Genomic DNA, 25,060 nt, shown 5'->3' with positions numbered 1-25,060 from the left:
AAATACACCTGGGCACGTCTGCCCCGTCTGGAGTGGTTGGGATGCGCGGACGGTATCAACACCGTCCGCCAGCCGGCTGTTTACTTGTGCAGCCGGCGAATGCGTTCTGCCGGGGTGATGATATCGGTGAGACGGATACCAAACTTGTCATTCACCACCACCACTTCGCCTTGCGCAATCAGACAACCGTTGACGAGCACATCCATAGGCTCGCCCGCCAGGCCGTCCAGCTCAACCACCGACCCTTGCGCCAGTTGCAGCAGGCTGCGAATGGCAATCTTGGTCCGCCCCAGCTCCACGGTCAAGGCGACCGGGATATCCAGGATCATGTCGATGTTGTTGGGCGCACCAGCCGGTACGGTCTGCGGCGCATCAAAGCGTTCAAACATATCGGCGGCGCTTTTGACGTCGGCCTGATTGTCGGTCGCTTTGCTGTCGGCTTCGGCCTGTTCGGCCATGGCGGCCGCCCAGTCGTCCAGCGCTTCTTCCGGGGCGCTATCCTCAGCCATTGGTCTCTCCCTGGTCTAGCTCGCCGCCTTTGAGTGCGTCGGCGTTACTGAGTATTTTATTGACTTTGAGTGCGTACTGGCCGTTGAGAATACCATAGTTGCATTCCAGCAACGGCACCCCATCCACGTCGGCCACAATGGCCTGCGGGATCTCCAGCGAGATCACATCGCCCGACTTGAGATTCAGAATGTCACCCAGCGTGACCTGGGTGTTGCCCAGCGTGGCCACAAGATCCACCTCCGCGTTTTGCACCTGTTTCTGCAACAGTTTCAACCAGCGATTGTCTGCCTCGATCCGGTCCGCCTGCATGGAGCTATACAAGAGATCACGGATCGGCTCGATCATGGAATACGGCAAACAGACGTGGAAATCACCGCCGCCCGCACCCAGTTCGATCTTGAACGTATAGGCCACCACCACTTCGGTGGGGGTGGCGATATTGGCAAACTGTGTGTTCATTTCCGAGCGCACATAACCAAATTCGCACTCAAACACGGGCTTCCAGGCCTTCTGGTATTCCTCGAACACCACGTCCAGCAGGCGCTGGATAATACGTTGTTCGGTTGGCGTGAAATCACGGCCTTCCACGCGGACGTGATAACGACCATCCGAGCCAAACAGATTGTCGACCACCAGGAACACAAAATCCGGATCAAAGATAAAGAGGCCGGTGCCACGCAGCGGCTTCATCTGGATCAGGTTCAGGTTGGTCGGCACCACCAGGTTGCGGATGAACTCGCTGTACTTTTGTACGCGCACCGGACCCACGCTGATTTCAGCGTTGCGGCGCATGAAATTAAACAGGGCAATACGCAGGTTACGGGCAAAACGCTCATTGATGATTTCCAGCGTGGGCATACGCCCGCGCACAATGCGTTCCTGCCGGCCAATGTCGTAGGCGCGCACCGATCCCGCGTCAAGGTTCTCCTCTTCGGAGTCCTCCTCGCCGGTCACACCGCGCAGTAGCGCGTCGACCTCTTCCTGGGAAAGGATATCGTCTGCCATTGATACTTGTCGTTTGCCTGTGGCGGCCTGATTGCGCCGTTATGCCCTGATCTGACTGTTTTCTGGTTTATTTCTGGTTTATTGCACGATGAAGGTGGTGAAGTTCACCGACAGTACACCTTCATCATCGGAACTTACGCCCAGAACTTTATTGATGGCGGCACGAATTTCGCTCGCCAGCTTGTCGGTGCTGTTGGGCGCACGCATGTAATCCGGTGATTTGCTGCGCAAGAGCTTGTTCACTTCATTCTGGATTTTGGGCAGCATGTTCTTGAGTGTTTCTTCGGTTTCAGCGTCAGCGACTTCTACCGTGATATCCGTCTGCAGCATGGTCTCCTGATCCGGCGAATTGAGATTCACCGTGAACTGGGACAATTTTTCGAAGATAGGCGGATGCTCGTCCTTCTTCTTGGCTTTCTTTTTGGTTTGATGCGCAGGCGCTTCAGCGCTGTCGCCACCACTATCGTCACTGCTGCTATGCACGAGCAGGAACCCCACTACCCCACCGGCAATGAGCAGGACCAAAACCACGCCCAGAATGATGAACAGCAACAACTTGGATTTCTTTTTGGGCGCAGCTTCTTCGGCCATGGTGTTCCTCGAGTTTTGGTACTTGTTGCGGCCGGACCGATCCGGCGACGTATCCAGTGATGGGCCAGTGCCTCAGCGCGATGGCCTCATGTCTCATTTATGCATTATCGCGTGTGATTCTTACAGAATCCAGGCGAAATCAAATGCATACGACATTTACATCTGCGGCGCTGATCTCCAGCCCCATCGCCAGACCGGCGACCTGCGCGCCTTGCGTTGCAAGGAGGCAAGCGGCATTGACCCAGCCTGCGCGGGTTATACCCATAATCGGCGCAGAAAACAAGCTCAAGCTTACGCGATTGCGGCGCAATGATCCCAACCGGATTGATTCGTGTCGCTTTTAGGCTGATCACCAGGCCAGGCCCCCGCCCCGCCGGATAGAACAAAGCCACCGGTGCCCCAGACAGGGAACAGCCGATGGCTATTATTCATGTCATATTCATGTCGATGAAAGCGCGGCCTGCGACACCGGCCGGCCAGCATCAATCACACCCGCTCACGCCCAGAGATTAAGCCCCGAACGCGCTACCGGAATACGCATGGTGGTCGATACCTGAGTCACACCAGAAACACTGTTATCGGCATCCCCCGACCAGTTGCCGTTGCGCGCCTGGTTACCATCAAACTGGCGTTGGGCTTGTTGTTGTGCTTGCTGGTTCAGGGAATCCGATGCCACCTGCACATTGGTCAGCGTAATGCCCTGATCGGCCAGCAGCGCGGTCAGGCGCGGTGTCGCGGCGGCCAACGCTTCACGCACATTGGCGTGCTGCGAGGTAAAGATCACGCTGGCCTGATCCTGCGCCATGGACAAACGCACTTCCATCGGGCCCAGATGGGGCGGGTTCAATTGCATGTCCAGTTGTTGTTCCTGCTTGCCGACCATCAGCGATACACGCTGGGCCACGGCGTCACTCCACTTATTGTCGGTCACTGGCAGATCAATCTGGTGGGATGGCACCACTTGCTTGCTGGCATCCGCCTGGTTGCTGGCCTGGCTGGCATGTTGCTGAGTGGCGGACAGTTGTGCGATTGCCGCAGCGTCAGTGTTCTTGTCATCGCTGGTTTGGTTATCCGTGATGGCGGTTTGCAGCAGCGGCAAAAAATTGCCGTCGTCAGCGGCAATATCCGCCGTGTCTTTGCCGTTTTTACCGTTGGCCGCTTGCAAGGCCTGGGCCAGCGTCTGGACATCATTGCCTTGCGTGGTGTCGGCGTCGCCGTTCTGATGGGCAGACAACCAGGCGCTAAGTGACGACAACGCAGAGGTCGCATCTTGCGAACTCGTACTACTGGTATCGGTGGTGGTGGTCGGTTGCACCTGGGTCTGGGTCTGACCGAGCATGGATTGCAGCATGGCCAGCCAGGCCGCCGTGCCGCTATCGGGCTCGGCATCCTGCTTGTCTTGTGCGGCAGCCACGCGGGCCGCGGCTTTGCTGGCGGCGGTAGCGCTATCTGTGCTGTTGTCCGAGTCCTGGTTGCTGCTTTTCTGGGTCTGGCTTTGCGCCTGCTGCGTCTGGTTCTGACTGCTCTTTTGTGTGGACTGGTTGCTACTGCTATTGCTGGCAGACTGTCGCGCGTCGGACAGGGTCGCGCCAAAGTCGACACCGCTGCCATTATTGTTCTGCTGGGACGTGCCAGACGTACTATTGGCAGACATCTGGAATGGATTAATGGCGCTGGCTGGCATGGTGCAGTCTCTGGTTTTGAAGCAATTGATATACAGTCTGAGACCATAAAAGCAAAAGCAGTGCCAGCCTGGCTGATGGCGCTGTTAAACTCTGCAAACAGCGCACCTCATCACGCAGACAGACATGGCAGAAGATTCAGATCTCGAAAAAACCGAACCAGCCACGTCCAAACGGCTGGAAGAAGCCCGCAAGCGTGGGCAAGTACCGCGCTCCCAGGAACTGGGCTCGTTTGCCATCATGATGACCGGGCTGCTGGCCACGGTCTCGATGGGCCCGGCGCTGGCGCAGGTGCTGGTGCATATCTTCACCCAGGCACTGAGTTTCGATCATGCCTCGGTCCAGGATGCGACCCGGTTGTTTCCCCTGCTGGTCGATGCGCTGCACAGCGCGTTATTTGCCGGCCTGCCCATTGCCGCAGCCTGCGCGGTAGCCGGTTTGCTTAGCCCCATGGTGTTGGGGGGCTGGCTATTCACCACTGAAACGCTCGCCCCCAATTTTGGCCGGCTTAATCCAGGTTCTGGCCTGGGACGGCTGGTCTCGGTCCGTGCGCTGGTCGATATGAGCAAAGCCATTCTCAAATCGGGCCTGATTGGCGGGGTGGCCTGTGTGGTTCTCTGGCGGGAACGGGGCGAGATGGTGCAACTGGCCGTCATGCCCGAGCGGGTCAGTTATATCTATCTGTGGGAAATGACCCGCCATACCTTGCTGCTGGTGATCGGCGGCATGGGCTTTATTGCCGCCATTGATGTGCCCTACCAGCTGTGGGACTACTACAAGAACCTGCGCATGACCAAAGAAGAGGTCAAGCAGGAGCACAAAGAGTCTGAAGGCGATCCGCACGTGAAGGGGCGTATCCGCCAACTGCAACGTGAAGCCGCCCGCCGGCGCATGATGTCGCGCATTCCCAAGGCGGATGTGGTGGTGACCAATCCGACCCATTACGCCGTGGCATTGCAATACAACGAGCGCATGCGCGCGCCGCAGGTCGTCGCCAAGGGGGCTTACCTGCTGGCCGAGCGCATTATTGATATTGCCAAAGAGAACAAGGTGATTGTGGTACGCACGCCACCATTTGCCCGCGCGCTCTACCATCACACGGAATTGGATCAGGAGATTCCAGCCGCGCTGTATACTGCGGCTGCCGAGGTTCTGGCGTATATCTACCAGTTGAAAAACTGGCAGAGCCACGGCGGCCACCAGCCGAAACTCAATAACGATCTGCCAGTGCCCACCGAGCTAGACCCTGAACACGATCGCGGTAACGAAGACGGAAGCACCTTCTGACTATGAACACCCTGGTAAAAGCCACCTGTCATCATGTGGCGTAAAATCAATCTGAACCTGCTGGCGGTGCCGGTCCTTGTCCTGATGATTCTGGGCATGATGATCCTGCCCCTGCCACCCCTGGTGCTGGACTTCTTCTTTACCTTCAACATTGCCATGTCCATCGTTGTCTTGATGGTGGGCCTGTATACGCGCGAGCCGCTGGAATTCTCGGCCTTCCCGACCGTGCTGCTGTTCACCACCTTGCTGCGCCTGGCGCTGAACGTGGCGTCAACCAAACTGGTGCTGACCGAGGGGCACACCGGCGCAGATGCCGCCGGCAAAGTGATTGAAGCGTTTGGTCACGTGCTGATTGGTGACAACCTCACCGTGGGTATCGTCGCCTTCGTGATTCTCACCATCATCAACTTTGTGGTGATTACCAAAGGTGCCGGCCGGATCGCCGAAGTGAGCGCGCGCTTCACCCTGGATGCCATGCCCGGCAAACAGATGGCCATTGATGCGGACTTGAACGCCGGCCTGATTGGCGAAGACGAAGCACGCCGCCGCCGCCGCAACATTGCAGATGAAGCCGACTTCTTCGGCTCTATGGATGGTGCGTCCAAATTCGTTCGCGGCGATGCCGTGGCCGGTATCCTGATCATGGTCATCAACATTGTCGGCGGCCTGATCGTGGGCATGGTCCAGCATGACATGGCCTTTGCCGACGCTGGCCGCACTTATACCTTGTTGACGATCGGTGATGGCCTGGTCGCGCAGATTCCGTCGCTGATCATTTCCATGGCGGCCGGTATTGTCGTCTCGCGCGTCGGGTCAGACACAGACCTCTCGCAACAGTTGCTGGGTCAATTGTTCTCGCGCCCGCAGGTCATGTACATCACCGCTGGCGTGTTGGGATTGATGGGGATTGTCCCCGGCATGCCTCACGTGGCCTTTTTGACCCTGGCCGGTTTGCTGGCCGGGGTGGCGTACTCGCTGGAAAACCGCACCAAAAAGAGCGCGCAGGCCGAAAAAGCCGCAGAGATTGCCCGCGCCAATGCCGCAGCCGCTCCGGCGGGCCCGGCCGCAGAGCAACCCTTGCAGGAAGTCAGTTGGGCCGACGTGCAACCGGTCGATCCGATTGGCCTGGAAGTGGGCTACCGGTTGATTCCGCTGGTCGACCGCAATCAGGATGGCGAGTTGTTGCGGCGGATTCGCGGCATTCGCAAAAAGATTGCGCAGGACCTGGGTTTCCTCGTCCCGGCAGTGCATATCCGCGATAACCTGGAACTCAAACCGAACCAGTACCGCATTCAGCTCAAGGGTGTGGATGTAGGCGCAGGCGAAGCGTTTGTCGGGCAATGGCTGGCCATCAACCCAGGTAGCGCCAGCGGGCAACTGGCCGGCACGCCGACCAAAGACCCGACCTTTGGGCTGCCTGCGGTATGGATTGAAGGCAGCCTGCGTGACCCGGCGCAAGCCATGGGTTATACCGTGGTCGATGCTTCTACCGTAGTCGGCACACATATCTCCAATGTGTTGCAAAGCCACGCGGCAGAATTGCTGGGTCGCGAGGAAGTCCAGCAACTGGTAGACCACTTTGCCAAAGAGGCCCCCAAGCTGGTGGAAGACCTGGTGCCCAAGCTCGTACCTGTGGGTACGGTGCAAAAAGTGCTGCAAAACCTGCTGGACGAAGGCATGCACGTGCGTGACCTGCGGACCATTCTGGAAACGCTGGGTGAGCATATCGGCCGCACCCAGGATATCGACGATCTGACCGCCGCCGTGCGCGTGGCGCTGGGCCGCGCCATCATCCACCAGTTGTTCCCTGGCGAAACCGAGTTACCGGTGATTACGCTGGAACCGCATCTGGAAAACATCCTGGTCAACGCCGCCTCTGGCAAGTCGCAAGGCGGGCTGGAGCCAGGCCTGGCAGAACGTTTGCTCAAGCAGGCCTCCAACGTGACCGAAGAACTGGAAGCGCAAGGTTTCAATCCGGTCCTGATCACGCCAGGCAACCTGCGTCCGATGCTGAGCCGTTTTTTGCGCCGCTCCATCCCCAATCTGCGGGTGATCGCCCACAACGAGATTCCGGACACCAAGTCCATCCGTATTGTCGGTGTGCTGGGCGGCGCCTGAACAAGCAGGTGATCGGGCAGGCAACAAAAAGGCCGGCGTGCAATGCACCCCGGCCTTTTTAACGGGCTAACCCCGGCTTAGACGGTTTCGGTCTGGCGCAAAGCCGCCAGCAATTGCCCGGGCTGATCAAACAGGAAACGCGGCTTGTGCGCGGCCAGTTCATCCAGCGAACCATAGCCCCACAACACGCCGGCCGCGGTCAGCCCGTTGCGATGCGCCGCGATCATGTCCACACCCCGGTCGCCGACCATCAGCGTGTTCTCTGGCACTTTGTTGGCGGCACGCATGGCAGCAATCTGTTGCCACTTCTGTACGCCAATGTCTCCGCCGTCGACAAACTGGAAGTAATCTTGCAGGTCAAAATGCACCAGGATTTTCTCGGCAAAATCCCGGCGTTTGGAGGTACATACCGCCATGGGAATGCCCTCCTCTGCCAGCCCCGCCAGCATGGCAGGTACTTCGCCGTACAAGCGGTTTTCCAGATGCCCGTAAATGGCATAACGCTCGCGGTAACGCTCAATCAGCGCAGCAATATGCGCCGGGTCTTTGCTACCGGTTTCTTTGGCAAAGTTGATGTCGATCGGCGGACCAACGTAACGCGATAACTCAGACTGACTGCGCGCCGGATAACCAAAGTGGACCAGTGCATGGTTCATGCAATTGGCAATGCCTTCGAGCGGATCACTCAAGGTGCCGTCGAGGTCAAACAGGATGAAATCGGGTCGCATGGCGGGCTCTTTACAGTCAGGAGCCACTATTATCAGGAATATCCGATTGTTTGAGGCATGAAAAAGAGCACGCCTCAGCGTGCTCTTTTTACCTGGCAATATGACATCGTATTTGCGAGGGGTGGTGGCACGCGGCCACCCGCCCCATTACAAGCCGGCCATCAAGCCATTCAGGCGCTTCACAAACCCGGCCGGATCTTCCAGTTGTGCCCCTTCCGCCAGCACTGCCTGGTCGTACAAGAGATGCGTCCAGTCCTCAAAGCGCTCACCACCCATCTGTGCCTTGAGCTTTTTCACCAGCACGTGTTCCGGGTTCACTTCCAGAATCGGGCGCGTGGCTTTGACATCCTGGCCAGCCGATTTCAGCAGACGTTCCAGATTGGCGCTCATGTCAAAGTTCTCCACCACCAGACACGCCGGGCTGTCGGTCAGACGGTGCGTGACACGCACGTCTTTAACCTTGTCGCCCAGCGTGCTCTTGAGCTGTTCGATCACGTCCTTGAACTCTTCCACCGCAGCTTGTTGCTGCTGCTTTTCTGCCTCATCTTCAAACGCGGTCAGATCAAGCTCACCCTTGGCGACCGATTGCAGTGGCTTGCCTTCAAACTCGGTCAGGCTGGAGGTCAGCCACTCGTCCACGCGATCAGACAGCAACAGGACTTCAATGCCCTTCTTGCGGAAGATTTCCAGATGCGGGCTGTGCTGCGCGCCGGCAAAGGTATCGGCCGTGATGTAGTAAATCTTGTCCTGACCTGCTTTCAGACGGCCCACATAATCGGCCAGCGAGACATTTTGCTCGGTGCTATCGTCGTGGGTCGAGGCAAAGCGCAGCAACTTGGCAATGCGTTCCTTGTTGGCGAAGTCTTCGCCCGCGCCTTCCTTGAGTACCTTGCCAAACTCGGTCCAGAAGGTCTTGTAATCCTCAGGCTTGTTTTCGGCCAGGTCTTCCAGCACGCCCAGTACTTTCTTCACGCAACCGGACTTGATGGTTTCCACTTCACGGCTGGCTTGCAGAATCTCACGCGAGACGTTAAGCGGCAGATCAGCAGAATCAATCACCCCACGCACAAAGCGCAGATATTGCGGCATCAGCTTTTCCGCATCTTCCATGATGAATACGCGCTTCACATACAGCTTCACGCCGTGGCGACGGTCGCGCTCATACAGGTCAAACGGCGCGCGTTTGGGGATGTACAAGAGTTCGGTGTATTCCTGACGACCTTCAATGCGGGCGTGGCTCCAGGCCAGCGGCTCATCAAAGTCGTGCGAGACGTGCTTGTAGAATTCCTGGTACTGCTCGTCGGTGATTTCAGACTTGTTACGGGTCCACAGCGCGTTGGCCTGGTTGACCGCTTCTTCGCCCTCGGCCGGTTCGATATTGCCGTCCTTGTCGTAGCCCGGCTGTTTGGCCATCAGGATGGGCAGGCTGATGTGATCCGAGTATTTGCGGATGATGCTGCGCAGGCGCCAGTCGTCCAGAAACTCGTCTTCGCCTTCTTTCAGGTGCAACACAATCTCGGTACCACGACCGGCCTTGGTGACGTCTTCCAGCGTGAAATCGCCCTCGCCGCCAGACTCCCAACGCACGGCTTGATCGGCTGCCACACCAGCGCGGCGGGTGGTCAGAGTGACCTTGTCTGCCACGATAAAGGCCGAGTAAAAACCTACGCCAAACTGGCCGATCAGGTGGCTGTCTTTAGCGGCATCGCCAGACAGTTTGCTGAAGAATTCTTTGGTGCCGGAGCGGGCAATGGTCCCGATATTGGCAATGACTTCATCGCGCGTCATGCCAATGCCATTGTCAGCAATGGTGACGGTACGGGCGTCTTTATCAAAGGACAGGCGGATATTGAGATCACCGTCGCCTTCGTACAGATCGCCATGATTGATGGCCTCAAAGCGCAGCTTGTCGCACGCGTCGGAGGCATTGGAGATCAACTCGCGCAGGAAAATCTCTTTGTTGGAGTACAGGGAGTGAATCATCAACTGCAAGAGTTGTTTGACTTCGGCCTGAAAGCCCAGTGTTTCTTTACTCATGGATCTAAAGCTCCGGTGTCGATCTGATGTGTCGATGCCGCGTGCGGCGGATGGGCGTTGAGATGGGGACGGGGAAAACCGCTTTCAAGGTGGGGGTATTTGTTATTTGCTGCGCGGGAGAGGAGTGACTTGTTCTTCACAAACTCTTCGTTTCCGCGGGGGCAGGAATCCAGCGTGGCCATTGCGGGCGGCCTTTGCGGCCAAGAACCACGCGTAGCCCGGATGAAGCCGAAGGCGGGAGTCCGGGGTCGCAACCTTTGCCGGAGCGGATTCTTCTCCGGCATTGCCACCCCGGATTCTCGGCCGTTAGCCTTCATCCGGGCTACGTTTCTATCGATTACAACAGCCAGTAGGCCCCTATTCCCCAAATGCTTCCAGCGAGGACCAGGAAGAAAGCCTGTTCCAGTCCGGTCAATGACCCAGCCTCGATATACCAGCGAACCAACCAGGGCGAAGCGGATGCGTTGCTAGTCGCGTCAAGTTCCACAATGCCTGTACCGCGACTTGCGCCGAGGGCGATAAGGCAGCCCAAGGCAAAGCACCCAAACCCAACCCACGGGCCCTGCGCTACGAACTCGCCAAGGGCACGGCCGTGCCTGAACAGGCCTACCGCAATGGTTGCCAACAATTCAAGACCAAGCAGCCCAAGCAGTAGACGTAAAAACGATCGCAGCCCCATAGCGTCAAGCCTGGCTAATCCCTGCCAGCACCTCAAAATAGGTCGGGAACGTCTTCGCCGTGCATTTCGGATCATTGATCCGGACCGGCACGCCGCCCAGCGCCACCAGCGAAAAACACATCGCCATGCGGTGATCGTCATAGGTGTCGATTGCCGCATGCGGGATCAGATCGGCCGGCGGGGTGACGCGGATGTAATCCTGGCCTTCTTCCACCGCTGCGCCCACTTTGCGCAATTCGGTCGCCATGGCTGAGAGGCGATCGGTTTCTTTCACGCGCCAACTCTCGATATTGCGGATGGTGGTGGTGCCTTCGGCAAACAGCGCAGCAACGGCAATGGTCATGGCGGCATCCGGAATGTGATTCAGATCGACATCCAGCGCTTTGAGTTTGCCGGTCGCAGGTGGCGCAGCTTCAATGTGGTTGGCCGCCCAGGTGATCTGCGCGCCCATTTGTTCCAGTACCTCGGCAAAGCGCTTGTCACCCTGAATGCTCTCGCTGCCCACGCCTTCCACCCGCACCAGGCCACCGCCAATCGCACCAGCGGCAAGGAAGTAAGATGCGCTCGAGGCATCACCTTCCACGTGCACCACACCGGGGCTTTGGTAAATCTGGCCGCCACGAATCACAAACTCGTTCCAGCCATTGCGTTCTACCTTCACGCCAAAGCGCGCCATCAGGTTCAGCGTGATTTCAATGTACGGCTTGGAGATCAGTTCGCCGATCACTTCAATGGTTACGTCTTCGCCCGTCAAAGGCAGCGCCATCAACAAGGCCGTGAGGAACTGGCTGGAGACATTGCCCTTCACCGGCACGCGGCGACCCGCACTGATGCTGGCCGGGCGCAATTGCAGCGGCGGGAAACCTTCATTACCCAGATATTCAATATCCGCACCAACCACACGCAGGGCGTCCACCAGATCGCCAATCGGGCGCTCGTGCATGCGCGGCACGCCGTGCAGTTTGTAGCTGCCGCCAGCCAGCGCCAGCGCGGCGGTCAGCGGGCGAAACGCGGTACCCGCATTACCCAGAAAGAGGTCAGCCTGTTTCACCGCAAACTGGCCACCCACGCCCTCCACCACAAAATCACGTGTGCCGGGTGTTTGCGTCCACTTCACACCCAGGGTCGTCATGGCTTCCAGCATGCGTTCGATATCGTCGCTGGCCAGCAGGCCTTTGACCTCGGTTTTGCCGCCTGCCAGCGCGGCCAGCAAGAGGATGCGGTTGGAAATGCTTTTGGAACCGGGCAGCACCACGGTGCCATTCACGCGGGAGATGGGGGCTAAGTCGAGGTATTCGGCAGTGGTCATAGTCTGGACGGCTACGTGCGGGAAAACCCCCATGATAACAGCCCTGGCGCCAGCGGCACGCGATTCTGCCGTCACCATCCGGTACAATGGCGAATTGACCTTTGCTGCGCCTGCCATGCTGAGCTATCGCCACGCCTTTCACGCCGGTAACCATGCCGACGTACTCAAACACACCATCCAGATTGCGTTGCTGCGCTATCTGAACCAGAAAGACAAACCGTATACCTACGTGGATACCCACGCTGGCGCGGGGATGTATTCGCTGGTGGAAGGCTATGCCACCAAAAATGCCGAGTTCACGGGCGGCATTGAACGTTTGTGGCAGGACACCGATTTGCCCGACGCGCTGGCCGATTACGTAGACGTGATCCGCCAGTTCAACCCCAATGGCCAGTTGCAGTTCTATCCGGGCTCTCCGGCTTGCGCGCTGCAAGTACTGCGCGAACAAGACAAGGCGCGGCTGTTTGAACTGCATTCCAGTGACAGCAAATTGCTGATCGGCAATATGGAACATTACGGCCGGCAAGCCCAGGTGGACGTCGGTGACGGTTTCGCCGGCATCAAGGCCGTGCTGCCGCCACCCTCCCGCCGCGGCCTCACGCTGATTGACCCGCCGTATGAGGACAAGGGCGACTACCAGCGCGTGATTGATGCCCTGCAAGACGCCCTCAAGCGCTTTGCCACTGGCACATACGCCATCTGGTATCCGCAATTGCAGCGTGAAGAAGTGCGCACCCTGCCGGCCAGGCTCAAAGCTTTGCCGGCCAAGTCCTGGCTGCATGCCAGCCTGACCGTGCAATCTCCTTCTGCCGATGGTTTCGGCATGCATGGCAGCGGCATGTTCATCCTCAACCCGCCGTGGACGCTGAAAGAGGCGCTGACCCCGGTGATGCCGTTACTGGTCAAGAAGCTGGGGCTGGATACCGGCGCGCGTTATGTACTCGATTACCACGAAAACGCCGCCGGCTGATCCGGGTTACGCTGCCGCATCCCGGGTGGCAAAGACCTCCTGCGCCGCAAACAAGCCATTGAGCGCGGCGGGGAAACCGGCGTAGACGGACATCATCATCAGCACCTCCAGGATTTCATCCCGCGTCACGCCCACGTTAAGGGCCGCATTCAGATGCACCTTGAGTTGCGGCGTGGCATTGCCCAGCGCGGTCAGCGCGGCGACCACGGCGATTTCCCGGTCCCGCAGATTCAGGCCGGAACGGCTATAGATGTCGCCAAAACCGTACTCCACCAGATAGCGCGCAAAATCCGGCGCAATGGCACCCACGCGGGCCACAACGGCCTCGCCCGCGTCGCCATCAATCTGGGTCAGTTTAACGAGGCCGCGGGCAAAACGGTCGTCACGGGTTTCGGTCAGACCGGGTTGGGTTGGGCTGTTCATGGCGGGTTTCCTCACAAGATGGTGGCTGGAGGGAGACCTGCTCGTCATAGATGGCAATCTTCTGGCGCAAATAACCGGCGGTTTGCGCCAGCTCGGCCAGTTGCTTTTCCACCTCTTCCAGATGCGCTTGCAACAGCGCATGCCGGGCAACGAGCGTACTCTCCCCTACGCTGCGCATGTGTGCGTAAACCTGCATTTGCCGGATCGGCATGCCGGTATTGCGCAAGCGCAGCAGGAACTCGATCCATGTCAGATCAGCCGGCGCGTAGCGACGCTGCCCGCCCGGTGCGCGCTGCACCGGAGCGATCAGGCCAATCCGCTCGTAATAGCGCAAGGTATGAGCGGTGAGGCCCGTGCGTTGCGCCATGTCTTCGATCTGCATGAAAGGGTCCATGTCGACATCCTGCAAGTTAGAGTGCGCTCCAGGTCAAGCACCCTGCATGATATTTTTTGCGGGCAATCAAGTCCAGGTCAGCGGGGTGCGTTGGGCAAACGGCAGGCGGCAATCCCGGGGGCTGCGCAGACCATCAGCAAGATATGCGCGCTGCCAGAGCAGAGGCACCGGCGACGTCGGGACAGCCTGCCTGTTGGGCAGACTCAATCCGAGCCCAGAAACGGATCAACGTAGGCCACACCTTTGCGGCCCAGATAGCTGACGTGCTGACCGACCAGCCAGACCAGATAACCGACGCACCCTGCGGCCATCGACCTGGCCACAAACTCCGGGTATTTCACCGCCCCACTCCGTGCGCTGCGAATGGCGGCGATCAGGGCAGGCTGGTCGAACAGGCGTGAGATGGGTTGCGCCGGGACAACCATGGTCAAGGTACAGGTTTCATCGTCAGGCATGTAATAGGTCACGGTCCGCAGACGATAATCAACAAAATACGATTCGACGCCAACCAGCATCAGGCTGCCCACCTCCGCACCAAAGCCAGACTGGCCGGTGAAGGCATTGTGGTTACTCTGCTCAATGACTTGCCGGACTGCGCCATCCATGACGAACTCCTTGCCTCAACCCCGTTTCAGTTTATTGATAGCCGGAATCCATCCGCAGTAAATGGAAAGGAAAGAAATCTTGACGTCGGCAGCACGGCCAGGCCTGTGCGGTTGTTGCACGGTCGTCTTTTTTGTAAGAATGCGCCGACAACACCGTTGACCCCTATCAACACGCAAGCGGGTTTGCCAGTCTTGCGCCAAGGCACTAGTCTGAGCGCAGCAATACCGTGGCCCCACTTTTTGCCGGACATATCCATGACTTCTACCGCCCTGGCTGCGTTCATCAACGCAGCGTCCGCCTGTAGCCATGATGTACCCGAACCCGCCGACTGCGTGCTGGCCCTGGCGCCACTCATGCTGGATCTGATCGAACACGCCGGCACCTTTCTGGAGCCGCAGCATTTTCGCAGCGATGCAAGCAGCTATACGCGCAACCTGGTCTACAACGCGCCAGATGCCGGCTTATCGCTGTACGCGCTGGTCTGGCTGCCCGGGCAATGGACGCCCGTGCATGACCACGGCAGCTGGGGCGTGGTCGGCGTGGTGGAAGGCGTGCTGGAAGAGCGCAGCTACGTGCGCTTGTCTCCCGATCGCAGCGCCGACTCAGACATTGAACTGGCCCGCGGCGGCACGCTATTGCTGGGTCGCGGTGCGGTAACCAGTTTTGTGCCTAACCCGGACCACATCCACGTCACCGGCGTGCCGGTCAATCGGGAGCGCGCCGTCAGTCTGCATTTGTATGGCCGCACCATGAACAGTTTCAATATCTACGATGTCGCCACCCGCACACGCCAGCGCATCGATGTGTCGCACAACGAGAGTTAACCCACGTCGCCTGCCGGCGTGTCACCCGGAAAAGGTACTCCCTTGCTTGATCCTGCTATCCAGTCCCGCGTACTGAGCCTCTACCCTTTGCTGGGCGAGTTGCCCGAGGCCGAACGCCATACGCTGTTTGCCAATGCCACGTATATGAAAGTGCCGGCCGGGGCGCTGATGTTTGACGAAAACCAGCCCTGCATGGGCTTTCCGCTCTTGCTCTCGGGCAGCGCGCGGGTGATCAAGTCCTCCCCCAGCGGGCGGGATCTGTACCTGTATCAGGTGCTACCGGGCGAGACCTGTATTTTGACCAGCAGTTGCCTGCTGGCCAATGCGCCCTATCAGGCGCGGGGCGTGGTGCAAGACGAGCTGGAACTGGTGGTCCTGCCACCGGGCAGTTTCAAGCAGTTGTTCGGACAACTGGAGCAATTTCGCGGTCAGGTCTTCAACCGCTTTTCAGAGCGTCTGACCGAGTTGATGAATCTGGTCACCGCCGTCGCTTTCCAGAAGCTGGATCAACGCCTGGCGGCCTTGCTGGTCGCCAAGCCCAACCCGGTGGAGATGACCCACCAGGCCATTGCCGACGAGCTGGGGAGCTTTCGGGAACTGGTCAGCCGCTTGCTCAAAGATTTTGAGCACAAAGGCTGGGTGCGGCTGGAACGGGGCCAGGTTTTGGTGCTGGATGTCCCCGCCCTGAAAAAATTTGTCATTTTGTGAAAGCCCGGTGATTTTTATCACCAAGTTTTTTCATATGCATACGGGATACTTGCCGCCAGATCAGGTTCAAGTCGTCCCTTTGCCAACCTCTGTCTTTTCACTGGAGAACGTCATGTCTTTGCGCATCAACGATATTGCCCCCAATTTCACGGCACGCACCACGCACGGCATCCTGGATTTTCATAGCTGGATTGGCGAGCAGTGGGCCATCTTGTTCTCGCACCCCAAGGATTTCACCCCGGTGTGTACTACTGAACTGGGCTACATGGCCAAAATCGAGCCCGAGTTCACCAAGCGCAATGCCAAGCTGATCGGCCTGTCGGTGGACGCCGTGGAAAACCACGAAAAATGGGCCGCTGATATTGAAGAAACCCAGGGTGCCGCCGTCAAATACCCGATGATTGGCGATACCGATCTGGCCGTAGCCAAGCTGTACAACATGCTGCCTGCCGAAGAAGAAGGTACTGCTGAAGGCCGTACCGCCGCCACCAACGCCACCGTGCGTTCCGTCTTCATTATCGGCCCGGACAAGCGCATCAAGCTGATGCTCACCTACCCGATGACCACTGGCCGCAACTTTGATGAAATCCTGCGCGTGCTCGATTCCATGCAACTGACTGCCAAACACAAAGTGGCAACGCCGGTGAACTGGAAGCAAGGCGACGACGTGATCATCACCCCGGCCGTGAGCAATGAAGAAGCCCAGGAAAAATTCCCCGGCTTTACCACCATCAAGCCGTACCTGCGTACGACCAAACAGCCGCAGTAAACCGAGCCGACGCTGGCGCGGTCACCTGTTACAGCGGCCGCGCCAGCCTGCACACCAGACCTTTTTCGGGGGAGCGCAGCATGATCTTCCGCCAGCTTTTCGATGCCACCTCCTCCACGTACAGCTATCTGCTGGGCGACAGTGGTGAAGCGCTGCTGATAGACCCTGTCTACGAACAAGCGCCACGTGATATGGCGCTGCTCAAGGAACTGGGCCTGTGGCTGGTCGCCACGCTGGATACCCATGTGCATGCTGACCACGTCACCGGCGCCTGGCGCCTGCGCCAGCGCTGCGGTAGCCGCATTGCACTCTCTGCCGCGACCGAAGCCGTAGGGGTTGACCAGCCACTACGTCATGGTGACCCCATCAAATTTGGTCAGCGCTCGCTGAACGTGCGCGCCACCCCCGGTCATACCAGCGGTTGCCTGACCTATGTCCTGGATGATGAAAGCATGGCCTTTACCGGCGACAGCCTGTTGATCCGGGGCTGCGGTCGTACCGACTTTCAGGGCGGCAGCCCGGAGCAATTGTTTACCTCGGTGCGTGAACAGATCCTCACCCTGCCCACGCATTGCTTGTTGTATCCCGCCCATGACTACCGTGGTATCACGGTGAGTACGGTGGCGGAAGAAAAACGCTTCAACCCGCGCCTGGGCGGCGATGCCGACATTGGCGATTTTGTCGGCCACATGAACAACCTGAACCTGCCGCACCCCAAGCTGATGGCGGTTGCCGTGCCCGCCAACCTGCGTTGCGGTCAGCCCGAGGGTGATACGCCACTACCGGAAACCCCGGACTGGGCCCCGCTGACCTTGCGCTTTAGCGGCGTTTGGGAGATCGAGCCCATTGCCTTGTTTGAACACGCGGCTGATGTGCAGATCGTGGACGTGCGGGAAGCCCCGGAATTCATCGACAAACTGGGGCACCTGCCGGATGCCAGACTGATCCCGCTGTCACAACTGATGGCGCGGCAGACTGAGCTGGACCCTGCGCGGCCGGTGGTGGCGGTATGCCGCTCGGGGATACGCTCCGCCCAGGCCTGTGTACTTTTGTCCAAGGCAGGGTTTGAAAAAGTGGCGAATCTGGCGGGGGGCATGTTGCGGTGGAAGATTGAGGCGTTGCCGGTGGCACCAGGGAGTGTTTGATTTCCGGGCAGGCAGGTGGGCGTGCAAGCATGTGGATACAGCATCCGGGCCACGGATTCGTCATTCCGGCGAACGCCGGAATCCAGCCGGCCACCGCAGGTGGCCTTTGTTGGCAGGCGCCACTGTGTAGCCCGGATGGAGCGATAGCGGGAATCCGGGGTAGCTGGCCTGGCTAATATTGTTGTGGGTTGTTAGCGCCTGACGGCGCGAGTTTAAAAGGCATTTCATACCCGGGGTGCCGGGCCCACGTTACTTTCTTTGGGGCCGCCGAGGTGCTTCGCCAAAGAAAGTAACCAAAGAAAGGCGACCCCAGCCGGGCGGCCCTCCGGGCTGCCCTCAGTCGGTCGGGAGCCTGAGGTCTCCCTCCACTCCTTCGGCGCTGGGCTTTAACGGGGAGGGAAAGTCAAAAACAACCCCAACTGCAACAGCAACGGCAACAACGACAACAGCAACAGCAACAGCAACAGCAACAGCAACAGCAACAGCAACAGCCTCCAGAATCATCACCAGCGCCGTTTTCAGGTTACTACTTGTATCGCCCGCCCCTTTTGCCCGCCACTTTCTTTTAACATCTGACCCGCAAACGACCGCGCCAATGCCCCAAAACCGGATTTACCGTCAACCGGTCAGGAGCAATGCAGCAAAAAGGCGTATAATTATCAAGGTTTAATGTCCGTTTCGGGCATCAATCCTTTTTTGCCGCTCGTATGACCCCAGTGTTCTGGACCGTTCCGGGTGGCCTTTAAAGCAGCAAACCCGAGCAAAACCGGCGTGTGCGCACCAGTCTGGCCAAGGGCTGGCGGGCGGCATTGCGGTTTTTTGTATAGCCCTGACTGGAGCAACAATGGCTAAAGAAGATTTGATTGAAATGGAAGGTACCGTAGCAGAAGTTTTCCCGGAATCGCGTTTCAAAGTGGTTCTGACCAATGGTGTAGAAGTAATTGCCTACGCATCGGGCAAAATGCAGAAAAATCGTATCCGCGTGCTGGAAGGCGATCGCGTCACGGTTGAAATGTCGCCGTACGATCTGACCAAGGGCCGTGTGAGCTTCCGTCACAAGGATGAACGTGCACCCGGACCGACTGGTGGCCAGGGTAACCGTCCGCAGTTCCGCCGCCGCTAAGCGCGCACTCATCAAAACCGGCTGGCGTCTTGCCAGCATGGTTGTATCAGGCTGAGTCTTTTTACCTGGTATAGAGCTCAACTACTCCGTAATGATTATCGTTTTGTCATTTTTGCCTCGGTTATACTGGCGGCGACCGACAACCCGACAAGACGGAGTAGTTGATGTTCACCTCCCCCCGCTTCACCCCCATCTCCCCGTTTTCTATCGTTGTTGTCGCGCCCCCACTGCAATCCCCGTTGATTGAACAAAATGGTCATTGCGCACCATGAACCGCATTCCCGCCCGGCTGTTGACGCTGGAACATGAACACGGCGTTACGCTGATTGAGGCCGAAGCGCAGGGACAGGTGTTTTCCGCCATGCTGGTTGGAGACCCGCCCGACCTTGCATCTGGCGCGCCCGTCACGCTGGCTTTCAAGGAAACCGAAGTGGCCATTGCCCGCAATCTGGGCGGCGAAATCAGCTTGCGTAACCGGATTCCCGGCACCGTGCTGGCGCTGGAAGAAGGCAACTTGCTGACCCGCGTGCGCTTTGCTTTTGCCGGCCAGGATGTCCATGCAGTCATCACCACCGGCTCTGCCTGCCGCCTTGCACTTGCACCGGGCGTGGCGGTGGAGTGGTTGGTCAAAGCCAACGAAATGGGGATCGAGTGCTGAACAATATCGACCCGCAACCGCTGTTGCTGACGCTTAAACTTGCCACGCTGACCACGCTTATCCTGCTGATCCTGGCCGTGCCCTTGTGCGCCTGGCTGGCGCGCGGACGCAGCCGTGGCCGCACGCTGGCAGAAGTGCTGATCAGTCTGCCGCTGGTGCTGCCCCCCACGGCTCTGGGCTTTTATCTGCTGATTACCTTGAGTCCAACCTCGCTGATCGGTGGCTGGCTGCTCAATCATTTTTCGCTACGGTTGGTGTTCAGCTTTAACGGGCTGGTGCTGGGCTCTGTCTTGTTCAGTTTGCCGTTCATGGTGCAACCGCTGCTGGCGGCCTTGCGCCAGACCCCCATCAATCTGCTGGATGCTGCCCGCACGCTGGGCAAGCGGGAAGCGGTGATTTTGTGGCGTGTCTGGCTGCCGCATGCGCGCCACGGCCTGTTTGCCGGGGCCATTCTGGCCTTCGCCCACACAGTGGGTGAGTTCGGGGTGGTGCTGATGTTGGGGGGCAATATTCCGGATCAGACGCGGGTGGCGTCCATTGCGCTGTACCAGGAAATGGAGGCACTCAATTACCCGGCTGCCCACACCTATGCTGCTATCCTGGTGGTGTTCTCATTCCTGGTTCTGTTAACGCTGCAACGCGTGCAAAGGCGAGCCGCATGAGTCTGCAGATTGAAATTTCGCTGGCTTTGCCCGGCCGTATTCTGGACATCCATACCGACTTGCCCAAGGGCGGTTGCCTGGCGCTGTATGGGCCCTCTGGCGTGGGCAAGACCACCTTGTTGCGGGTCCTGGCGGGTCTGCAACAACCGCAGCGCGGCAGTGTGCTGTTTGATGGCAAACCCTGGCTGGATACCGACCAGCGCCTGCTGGTTCCGCCACGGAGCCGCCGGGTGGGTTTTGTGTTCCAGGACTTTGCGTTGTTTCCCAACATGACGGTAGAGGGCAACCTGGCCTTTGCCCAACCCAGACCTGATGCCGCCCGCCGCGCGTATTGGCTGGCCTTGACCGGCATGACCGCTTACGCGCAGCGCTCCCCGCGTGAACTCTCTGGCGGTCAGATGCAGCGCGTCGCGCTGGCGCGGGCGCTGGCCAGCGAACCGCAATTACTGCTGCTTGATGAGGCCCTCTCTGCGCTGGACAGCCGTCTGCGGGCAGATCTGCAAGACGCGCTGGCGGACATCCTGGCCGAAACGCATCTGACCACGGTGCTGGTCAGCCATGATCCGGGCGAAGTATTCCGCCTGGCCACCCAGGTTGCCCATTTGCAACCAGATGCCCCTACCCGCTACGGCACCCCGCGTGAGGTGCTGCTCAAGACCAATACCCTGGGGCGCTATGCCCTGGCCGGCCAGGTGCTATTGATTGAACCGGCAGGCGTACAGGCGCGCGTGGTCATCGCCATCGGAATTGAAACGCTGACCACGCTGCTGAACCATGACGAGGCCGCCGCCCTGAAGGTCGGCCAGCGGGTGAGTGTTGCGCTCAATGGTGCCAGCGCCATGGTCAGCGCAGCCTGACTTGAGTTGCCCGCCTTGCCCACGCACAATGCTGGCACACTGCATATCCAGGACGACCATGTCTGCCGTATTGATCCCGTTACCTGATGCCCTGACCAACCTGGTCGCCGCTGCACTGTGTGGCGCGTTGCTGGGGTTGAACCGGCAATTTCATCGCAAACCCGCGGGGTTGCGCACGCACGCCATGGTGGCGCTGGGCGCGGCGCTGGCGGTACTCACCATCAGCCGTGTGGCCGGCGCAGATTCGGGCGATGTCAGCCGCATCATGCAAGGCACAGTCACCGGGATCGGGTTTATCGGGGCGGGCGTGATCATCCATCACACCGAGAAAGACCGGGTTGAAGGGCTGACCACGGCGGCCTCCATCTGGCTGGCCGCCATGCTGGGGCTGGCCTGTGGTGCGGGCCAGTGGCAGTTGGCGGGCGGCGCGCTGGTTCTGGCGCTGGTGATCCTGATGTTTGGCGGGCGGCTGGAAAAAACCCTCACCCGCAAACTGGTCAGCACCGAAGAGCGTGGCGGTGCCGCCAACGATCCGGGACACACGCCCTGATGGCCGGCGTCGACCTCAGTCTGAGGTGGCGCCCCGGCCACTACTCATGGCGCGCAAGCGTTCTTCCACCTCTTTGAGCACGGTCTGGGCAATCGCCACCCGTTCCGGGTCAAGCCCGGCGAGCGCTTTCTCAAAAAACGCATGACGCTGCGGTTGTGCCGCCATGATCATGGCCGTGCCAGCGTCAGTGAGCTTGACCCGGGTCAGGCGGTTATCTTGCGGGTCGGTATGACGGCTGATCAGTAACTCGGCCTCCATCTGCTTCATGTGCCGGGTCAACGCGCCCGGATCAATCAACAAGCGGTGTGCCAGTTCTTTCTGTGTGGCCTCTTGCATATCCATCAGCGCTTGCAGCACGCGCCAGCGCGGCATGGCATGGCCGACCTCGGCCTCAAAGGCAGCGTACAAGGCACGGCTGGTCGGGCCGATCTGCTGCAGCAAATTGCGTTCGCCCTCAATCATGGCTGGCCTCCACTTTCACCGTGCGGCGCTTGAGTTGCAGCGGCGGCACACGGTGCACCATATACAGTGCGAATACCATCAACACCACCACCACCCATTGGCCGGAGTGAATGGCGCTGACCAGTTGCTCACGCGCGGCAATCAGCATCTGGGCGGCATTGGCACCCGTCGCCGTCACGGCACTGGTGAACTGCTGCGCCACAGTGTGATTCACCAGAATTTGCGGGTCGGCCAGGGTGGTGGTCCACTGGCTTTGTGCAGGCGTCTGCGCGGCCAGGTAATCGGCCACGCCGGCGCTGTAATGATGGCTGACAAAGGTGCCGATCAACGCCGTGCCCAGCATGCCCCCAACCATACGCATCGATTGCAGCATGGCGGTGGATACGCCCAGTTGCGTGCGGGGCGCGGTTTCCTGCGCAAAGATGGTCAGGTTGGGCAGCAATAAGCCCAGCCCCAGGCCACCCAGCATCATGATGATCACAATCAGCCAGTGCGGTGTCGCCAGCGTGGTCTGGGTCAGGCCAAAAGCCGCTACCCAGAAAAAACCGAAACCCACATACAAAATGACATTGGGTCGCGGCAGGCGGGTGACCACGCGCCCGTTCACAATGCTGCCCACGGTAATGAACACCACCAGCGGCGTAATCAGCAAACCCGCCTGGTTGGGCGAAAGCCCAAAGCCGCCCTGGAACATCAATGGGGCGTAGTACATCACTGCAAACATGCAAAAACCCATGACCAGCGAGAGTACAAACAAGGGCTGCAGGCTGCGGTGTGTAAACATGTCCAGCGGCAAGATCGGGTTGGCGCAACGCCGCTCCCACCACAGCAAGACAATCAGCGCGCCAATTGCCACCGCCGCAATCAGGGCCAGCAAACCGGGGGCTTTGTGCTGGGGCAACCATTCCACCAGCAATTGCATACCCCCCAGAAACAGCGCAATCAGCAAGGCGCCCGGCCAATCCAGGCGTGAGGGCTTGTGTTCTGCATGCCGAATGCGGGGCAGATAGCGCCAGACAAACCATACGCTCAACAGACCCACCGGCAGGTTCACAAAAAACACCCAGCGCCAGCCGCAGTATTCGGTCAGAAATCCCCCCAGCGACGGCCCGATGGCGTTGGCCAGACCAAATGCGCTACTGAACAAAACCTGCCAGCGCAGGCGCTCGTGCGGGTCCGGGAACAGATCCGGCACCGAGGCAAACGATGTTGCCACCAGCATGCCGCCGCCAACGCCCTGCAGGGCGCGCGCCAGCACCAGCTCAATCATGCTGTGCGCCATGCCGCACAGCATGGAGGCCACGGTAAACAGAATGATGGCGGCAATCACAAACGGCTTGCGACCGTGATCGTCCCCCAGCCGGCCAAAAATCGGCACGGTAATCACGGAGGTCAACAGATAACTGGTCCCCACCCAGGCGTACAGACTAAAGCCCTTGAGCTCCGCCACCACGGTGGGCAAAGCGGTGCCGACCACGGTCTGGTCCAGCGCCACCATGACCAGCACAAAACACAGACCCAGCATGGCCATCAACCGCTGGCGGAAAGTCTGTACGGGCAGCGCACCGGGCGCGGCAGATGGGGTAGCGACCATATCTATTGCTTTATCAATCGTTGACAAGTCAATTATTATGCAAAATTGCGCCGGAAATGTCCAGTCTGCCTGTCGTCGCCCGGCGGCTTATCTGCTCACCCTGCGGCAGGCAGACCTGCCAGGATGGTCATATGCCAGCCCGGCGGCGGCGTAAAAAATGGTAAGATCGCCGCCCTTTTTGCGTCTTGAATACAGGAACACCGCCATGATCGACCCTCTGCGCCCTACGGCACCGGATGACGAGACCCAACTTTCCGAAGGCGAAGCGCAAGCCGCCATCAATCATCTTGAGTCGGTATCCGGCGTGGTACTTAGCCCGGCCCAGTTGACCGATCTGCTGGCAGACTGGACCCACGTTCGCGAGAACATCATTGATTGGGGTATTGATGATCCGGCTGCGGCAGAAGACCTGAACAACACCCTGGCTTCTGAGTTGCTGGATGAACCCTGGCAAGAAGGGGATGACGATTTCCTGGCGCGCCTGAAGGCCGCTGCCGGGCAGCGCGGATATATCGTGCGCTGACGGGTTGCACTGGCCCGATGCAAAAAAACCGCCCTTGAGGCGGTTTTTTTATGCGTGCCCCGGTTCTGGCGGGCATGTCAGGAATATGAAACATTGTAAGAATTTGACCCAATCCCGCCCCTGAGACTTACCTGTTGTTACCAAAACACAGTATCACCGCGCATTAAGCTGTCCTTGTACGTCAGATGTATCTGGATGAATTATTATCATGCGCGCAGAACCATGATTCTTTTCTAATGGATCAGTCTGCACCGCTCTGGCGGACACATAACCAAAAGCAAGGAATCAGGGAATGACTCAGGTGAATCCGTATCAAGCCCCGGTTGCCAGTCTGGAACTGGGTGTCGAAGAATCTGGTGAACTGGCCACACGTGGCCAGCGCTTCAAAGCCGTACTGGTCGATCTGTTGACGTTTGTGGGTTGCGGTCTGATCGCCGGGATTGGTGTGCCATTGCAGAAAAACGGCTCAACCATGGCGGGAACGCTGTTCGTGAGCCTTGCCGTGCTGGCTGGCGTTGCCATTCTGATTTACAACCTGGTCCTGATGAGCCGTAACGGCCAGACCATTGGCAAGCGCTCAATCGGCATCCGTATCGTGCGCCAGAACGGCGATGACTGCGGCGCCTTGCGCATTATCTTCATGCGCGCACTGCCTATTGCGTTGCTGGCCGGCCTGGCTAACATCGTTACCCACACCCAGGGTGCCGGGCAACTGGTGAACCTGATCGATGTGCTGCTGATTTTCCGCGCCTCGCACCTGTGCCTGCACGACAATATTGCCGACACCATGGTGGTCGTGGCCTGAGTCACCACCGCACGCCAATCTGCAGCATGTGATGTGCAGCA

At 59.0% G+C, this 25,060-nt stretch carries 26 protein-coding genes; 14 read left to right on the top strand and 12 right to left on the bottom strand.

The window, feature by feature from the left end; translation table 11 throughout:
• Positions 1-80: 80 nt before the first annotated feature.
• The 4 genes from fliN to HNQ50_RS17970 all read right to left on the bottom strand — a co-directional run bounded on the left by fliN (position 81) and on the right by HNQ50_RS17970 (position 3,790).
• Positions 81-509 carry a flagellar motor switch protein FliN gene (gene fliN, locus HNQ50_RS17985; protein ID WP_184102584.1) on the bottom strand — a complete coding sequence of 143 codons (429 nt, stop codon included), beginning with the start codon at positions 507-509 and terminating at the stop codon, positions 81-83.
• Positions 502-1,515 carry a flagellar motor switch protein FliM gene (fliM, locus tag HNQ50_RS17980; protein WP_184102583.1) on the bottom strand — a complete coding sequence of 338 codons (1,014 nt, stop codon included), beginning with the start codon at positions 1,513-1,515 and terminating at the stop codon, positions 502-504. Before fliM ends, fliN begins: the two co-directional genes overlap by 8 nt.
• A gap of 78 nt (positions 1,516-1,593) precedes the next feature.
• On the bottom strand, positions 1,594-2,106 hold the full coding sequence (locus HNQ50_RS17975) for a flagellar basal body-associated FliL family protein (protein WP_184102582.1): 513 nt from the start codon (positions 2,104-2,106) through the stop codon (positions 1,594-1,596).
• 496 nt (positions 2,107-2,602) lie between these two features.
• On the bottom strand, positions 2,603-3,790 hold the full coding sequence (locus HNQ50_RS17970; RefSeq protein ID WP_184102581.1) for a flagellar hook-length control protein FliK: 1,188 nt from the start codon (positions 3,788-3,790) through the stop codon (positions 2,603-2,605).
• A gap of 124 nt (positions 3,791-3,914) precedes the next feature.
• Between HNQ50_RS17970 and flhB the strand changes: the two genes are divergently transcribed.
• Both flhB and flhA read left to right on the top strand, forming a co-directional pair.
• Positions 3,915-5,075 (top strand): flagellar biosynthesis protein FlhB, encoded by a 1,161-nt coding sequence (gene flhB / locus HNQ50_RS17965; RefSeq protein WP_184102580.1) that lies wholly within the window; start codon positions 3,915-3,917, stop codon positions 5,073-5,075.
• Positions 5,076-5,108: 33 nt separating this feature from the next.
• The gene (flhA, locus tag HNQ50_RS17960; RefSeq protein ID WP_184102579.1) at positions 5,109-7,193 is read left to right on the top strand and encodes a flagellar biosynthesis protein FlhA; all 2,085 of its coding nucleotides are present in this window, start codon (positions 5,109-5,111) and stop codon (positions 7,191-7,193) included.
• Positions 7,194-7,270: 77 nt separating this feature from the next.
• On the opposite strand, the gene HNQ50_RS17955 is transcribed toward flhA, so the two are convergent.
• The 3 genes from HNQ50_RS17955 to aroA all read right to left on the bottom strand — a co-directional run bounded on the left by HNQ50_RS17955 (position 7,271) and on the right by aroA (position 11,946).
• Positions 7,271-7,921 carry an HAD family hydrolase gene (locus HNQ50_RS17955; protein WP_184102578.1) on the bottom strand — a complete coding sequence of 217 codons (651 nt, stop codon included), beginning with the start codon at positions 7,919-7,921 and terminating at the stop codon, positions 7,271-7,273.
• Positions 7,922-8,068: 147 nt separating this feature from the next.
• Positions 8,069-9,958 carry a molecular chaperone HtpG gene (htpG, locus tag HNQ50_RS17950; RefSeq protein ID WP_184102577.1) on the bottom strand — a complete coding sequence of 630 codons (1,890 nt, stop codon included), beginning with the start codon at positions 9,956-9,958 and terminating at the stop codon, positions 8,069-8,071.
• A gap of 683 nt (positions 9,959-10,641) precedes the next feature.
• On the bottom strand, positions 10,642-11,946 hold the full coding sequence (aroA, locus tag HNQ50_RS17945) for a 3-phosphoshikimate 1-carboxyvinyltransferase (protein ID WP_184102576.1): 1,305 nt from the start codon (positions 11,944-11,946) through the stop codon (positions 10,642-10,644).
• Positions 11,947-12,061: 115 nt separating this feature from the next.
• Here aroA and HNQ50_RS17940 point away from each other — a divergent pair, with 115 nt between their 5' ends.
• Positions 12,062-12,916, top strand: coding sequence for a 23S rRNA (adenine(2030)-N(6))-methyltransferase RlmJ (locus HNQ50_RS17940; RefSeq protein WP_184102610.1), 855 nt, complete (start codon positions 12,062-12,064; stop codon positions 12,914-12,916).
• 6 nt (positions 12,917-12,922) lie between these two features.
• Here HNQ50_RS17940 and HNQ50_RS17935 read toward each other — a convergent pair whose 3' ends face one another.
• The 3 genes from HNQ50_RS17935 to HNQ50_RS17925 form a co-directional block, all read right to left on the bottom strand.
• The gene (locus HNQ50_RS17935; protein ID WP_184102575.1) at positions 12,923-13,339 is read right to left on the bottom strand and encodes a carboxymuconolactone decarboxylase family protein; all 417 of its coding nucleotides are present in this window, start codon (positions 13,337-13,339) and stop codon (positions 12,923-12,925) included.
• Positions 13,299-13,733, bottom strand: coding sequence for a MerR family transcriptional regulator (locus HNQ50_RS17930; RefSeq protein ID WP_184102574.1), 435 nt, complete (start codon positions 13,731-13,733; stop codon positions 13,299-13,301). Before HNQ50_RS17930 ends, HNQ50_RS17935 begins: the two co-directional genes overlap by 41 nt.
• Before the next feature lie 203 nt (positions 13,734-13,936).
• Positions 13,937-14,338, bottom strand: a complete 402-nt coding sequence (locus HNQ50_RS17925; RefSeq protein WP_184102573.1) for a DUF1398 domain-containing protein — start codon at positions 14,336-14,338, stop codon at positions 13,937-13,939.
• Positions 14,339-14,593: 255 nt separating this feature from the next.
• On the opposite strand from HNQ50_RS17925, the gene HNQ50_RS17920 reads away from it, so the two are divergent.
• The 9 genes from HNQ50_RS17920 (at position 14,594) to HNQ50_RS17880 (ending at position 21,635) form a co-directional block, all read left to right on the top strand.
• Positions 14,594-15,163: a cysteine dioxygenase family protein gene (locus HNQ50_RS17920; RefSeq protein ID WP_184102572.1), complete on the top strand. Its 570-nt coding sequence runs from the start codon at positions 14,594-14,596 to the stop codon at positions 15,161-15,163.
• A 42-nt stretch (positions 15,164-15,205) separates the two neighbouring features.
• On the top strand, positions 15,206-15,871 hold the full coding sequence (locus HNQ50_RS17915) for a Crp/Fnr family transcriptional regulator (protein WP_184102571.1): 666 nt from the start codon (positions 15,206-15,208) through the stop codon (positions 15,869-15,871).
• A gap of 112 nt (positions 15,872-15,983) precedes the next feature.
• Positions 15,984-16,640, top strand: coding sequence for a peroxiredoxin (locus HNQ50_RS17910; protein ID WP_184102570.1), 657 nt, complete (start codon positions 15,984-15,986; stop codon positions 16,638-16,640).
• A gap of 80 nt (positions 16,641-16,720) precedes the next feature.
• Entirely contained in the window at positions 16,721-17,785 is a 1,065-nt protein-coding gene (locus HNQ50_RS17905) for an MBL fold metallo-hydrolase (protein ID WP_184102569.1), read from the top strand.
• An 844-nt stretch (positions 17,786-18,629) separates the two neighbouring features.
• A complete protein-coding gene (infA, locus tag HNQ50_RS17900; protein ID WP_184102568.1) occupies positions 18,630-18,908 on the top strand; it encodes a translation initiation factor IF-1 in 279 nt (92 codons plus the stop codon).
• 268 nt (positions 18,909-19,176) lie between these two features.
• Positions 19,177-19,566 carry a TOBE domain-containing protein gene (locus HNQ50_RS17895; protein ID WP_184102567.1) on the top strand — a complete coding sequence of 130 codons (390 nt, stop codon included), beginning with the start codon at positions 19,177-19,179 and terminating at the stop codon, positions 19,564-19,566.
• Positions 19,560-20,228, top strand: coding sequence for a molybdate ABC transporter permease subunit (gene modB / locus HNQ50_RS17890; protein ID WP_308419181.1), 669 nt, complete (start codon positions 19,560-19,562; stop codon positions 20,226-20,228). Before HNQ50_RS17895 ends, modB begins: the two co-directional genes overlap by 7 nt.
• Positions 20,225-21,085, top strand: coding sequence for a sulfate/molybdate ABC transporter ATP-binding protein (locus HNQ50_RS17885; protein WP_184102566.1), 861 nt, complete (start codon positions 20,225-20,227; stop codon positions 21,083-21,085). The genes modB and HNQ50_RS17885 overlap by 4 nt, the downstream gene beginning before the upstream one ends.
• Before the next feature lie 58 nt (positions 21,086-21,143).
• Positions 21,144-21,635, top strand: a complete 492-nt coding sequence (locus tag HNQ50_RS17880; RefSeq protein WP_184102565.1) for an MgtC/SapB family protein — start codon at positions 21,144-21,146, stop codon at positions 21,633-21,635.
• 15 nt (positions 21,636-21,650) lie between these two features.
• Here HNQ50_RS17880 and HNQ50_RS17875 read toward each other — a convergent pair whose 3' ends face one another.
• Both HNQ50_RS17875 and HNQ50_RS17870 read right to left on the bottom strand, forming a co-directional pair.
• Positions 21,651-22,097, bottom strand: coding sequence for a MarR family winged helix-turn-helix transcriptional regulator (locus HNQ50_RS17875; RefSeq protein WP_184102564.1), 447 nt, complete (start codon positions 22,095-22,097; stop codon positions 21,651-21,653).
• A complete protein-coding gene (locus tag HNQ50_RS17870) occupies positions 22,090-23,691 on the bottom strand; it encodes an MDR family MFS transporter (RefSeq protein WP_246428774.1) in 1,602 nt (533 codons plus the stop codon). The genes HNQ50_RS17875 and HNQ50_RS17870 overlap by 8 nt, the downstream gene beginning before the upstream one ends.
• Positions 23,692-23,896: 205 nt before the next feature.
• On the opposite strand from HNQ50_RS17870, the gene HNQ50_RS17865 reads away from it, so the two are divergent.
• Positions 23,897-24,214, top strand: a complete 318-nt coding sequence (locus HNQ50_RS17865) for a hypothetical protein (RefSeq protein ID WP_184102563.1) — start codon at positions 23,897-23,899, stop codon at positions 24,212-24,214.
• Positions 24,215-24,506: 292 nt separating this feature from the next.
• Positions 24,507-25,019 carry an RDD family protein gene (locus tag HNQ50_RS17860; protein WP_184102562.1) on the top strand — a complete coding sequence of 171 codons (513 nt, stop codon included), beginning with the start codon at positions 24,507-24,509 and terminating at the stop codon, positions 25,017-25,019.
• The last annotated feature ends 41 nt before the right edge of the window (positions 25,020-25,060 follow it).

The organism is Silvimonas terrae, assembly GCF_014202765.1.
GTDB lineage: Bacteria > Pseudomonadota > Gammaproteobacteria > Burkholderiales > Chitinibacteraceae > Silvimonas > Silvimonas terrae.
This window is presented reverse-complemented; position numbering and strand designations above follow the sequence as displayed.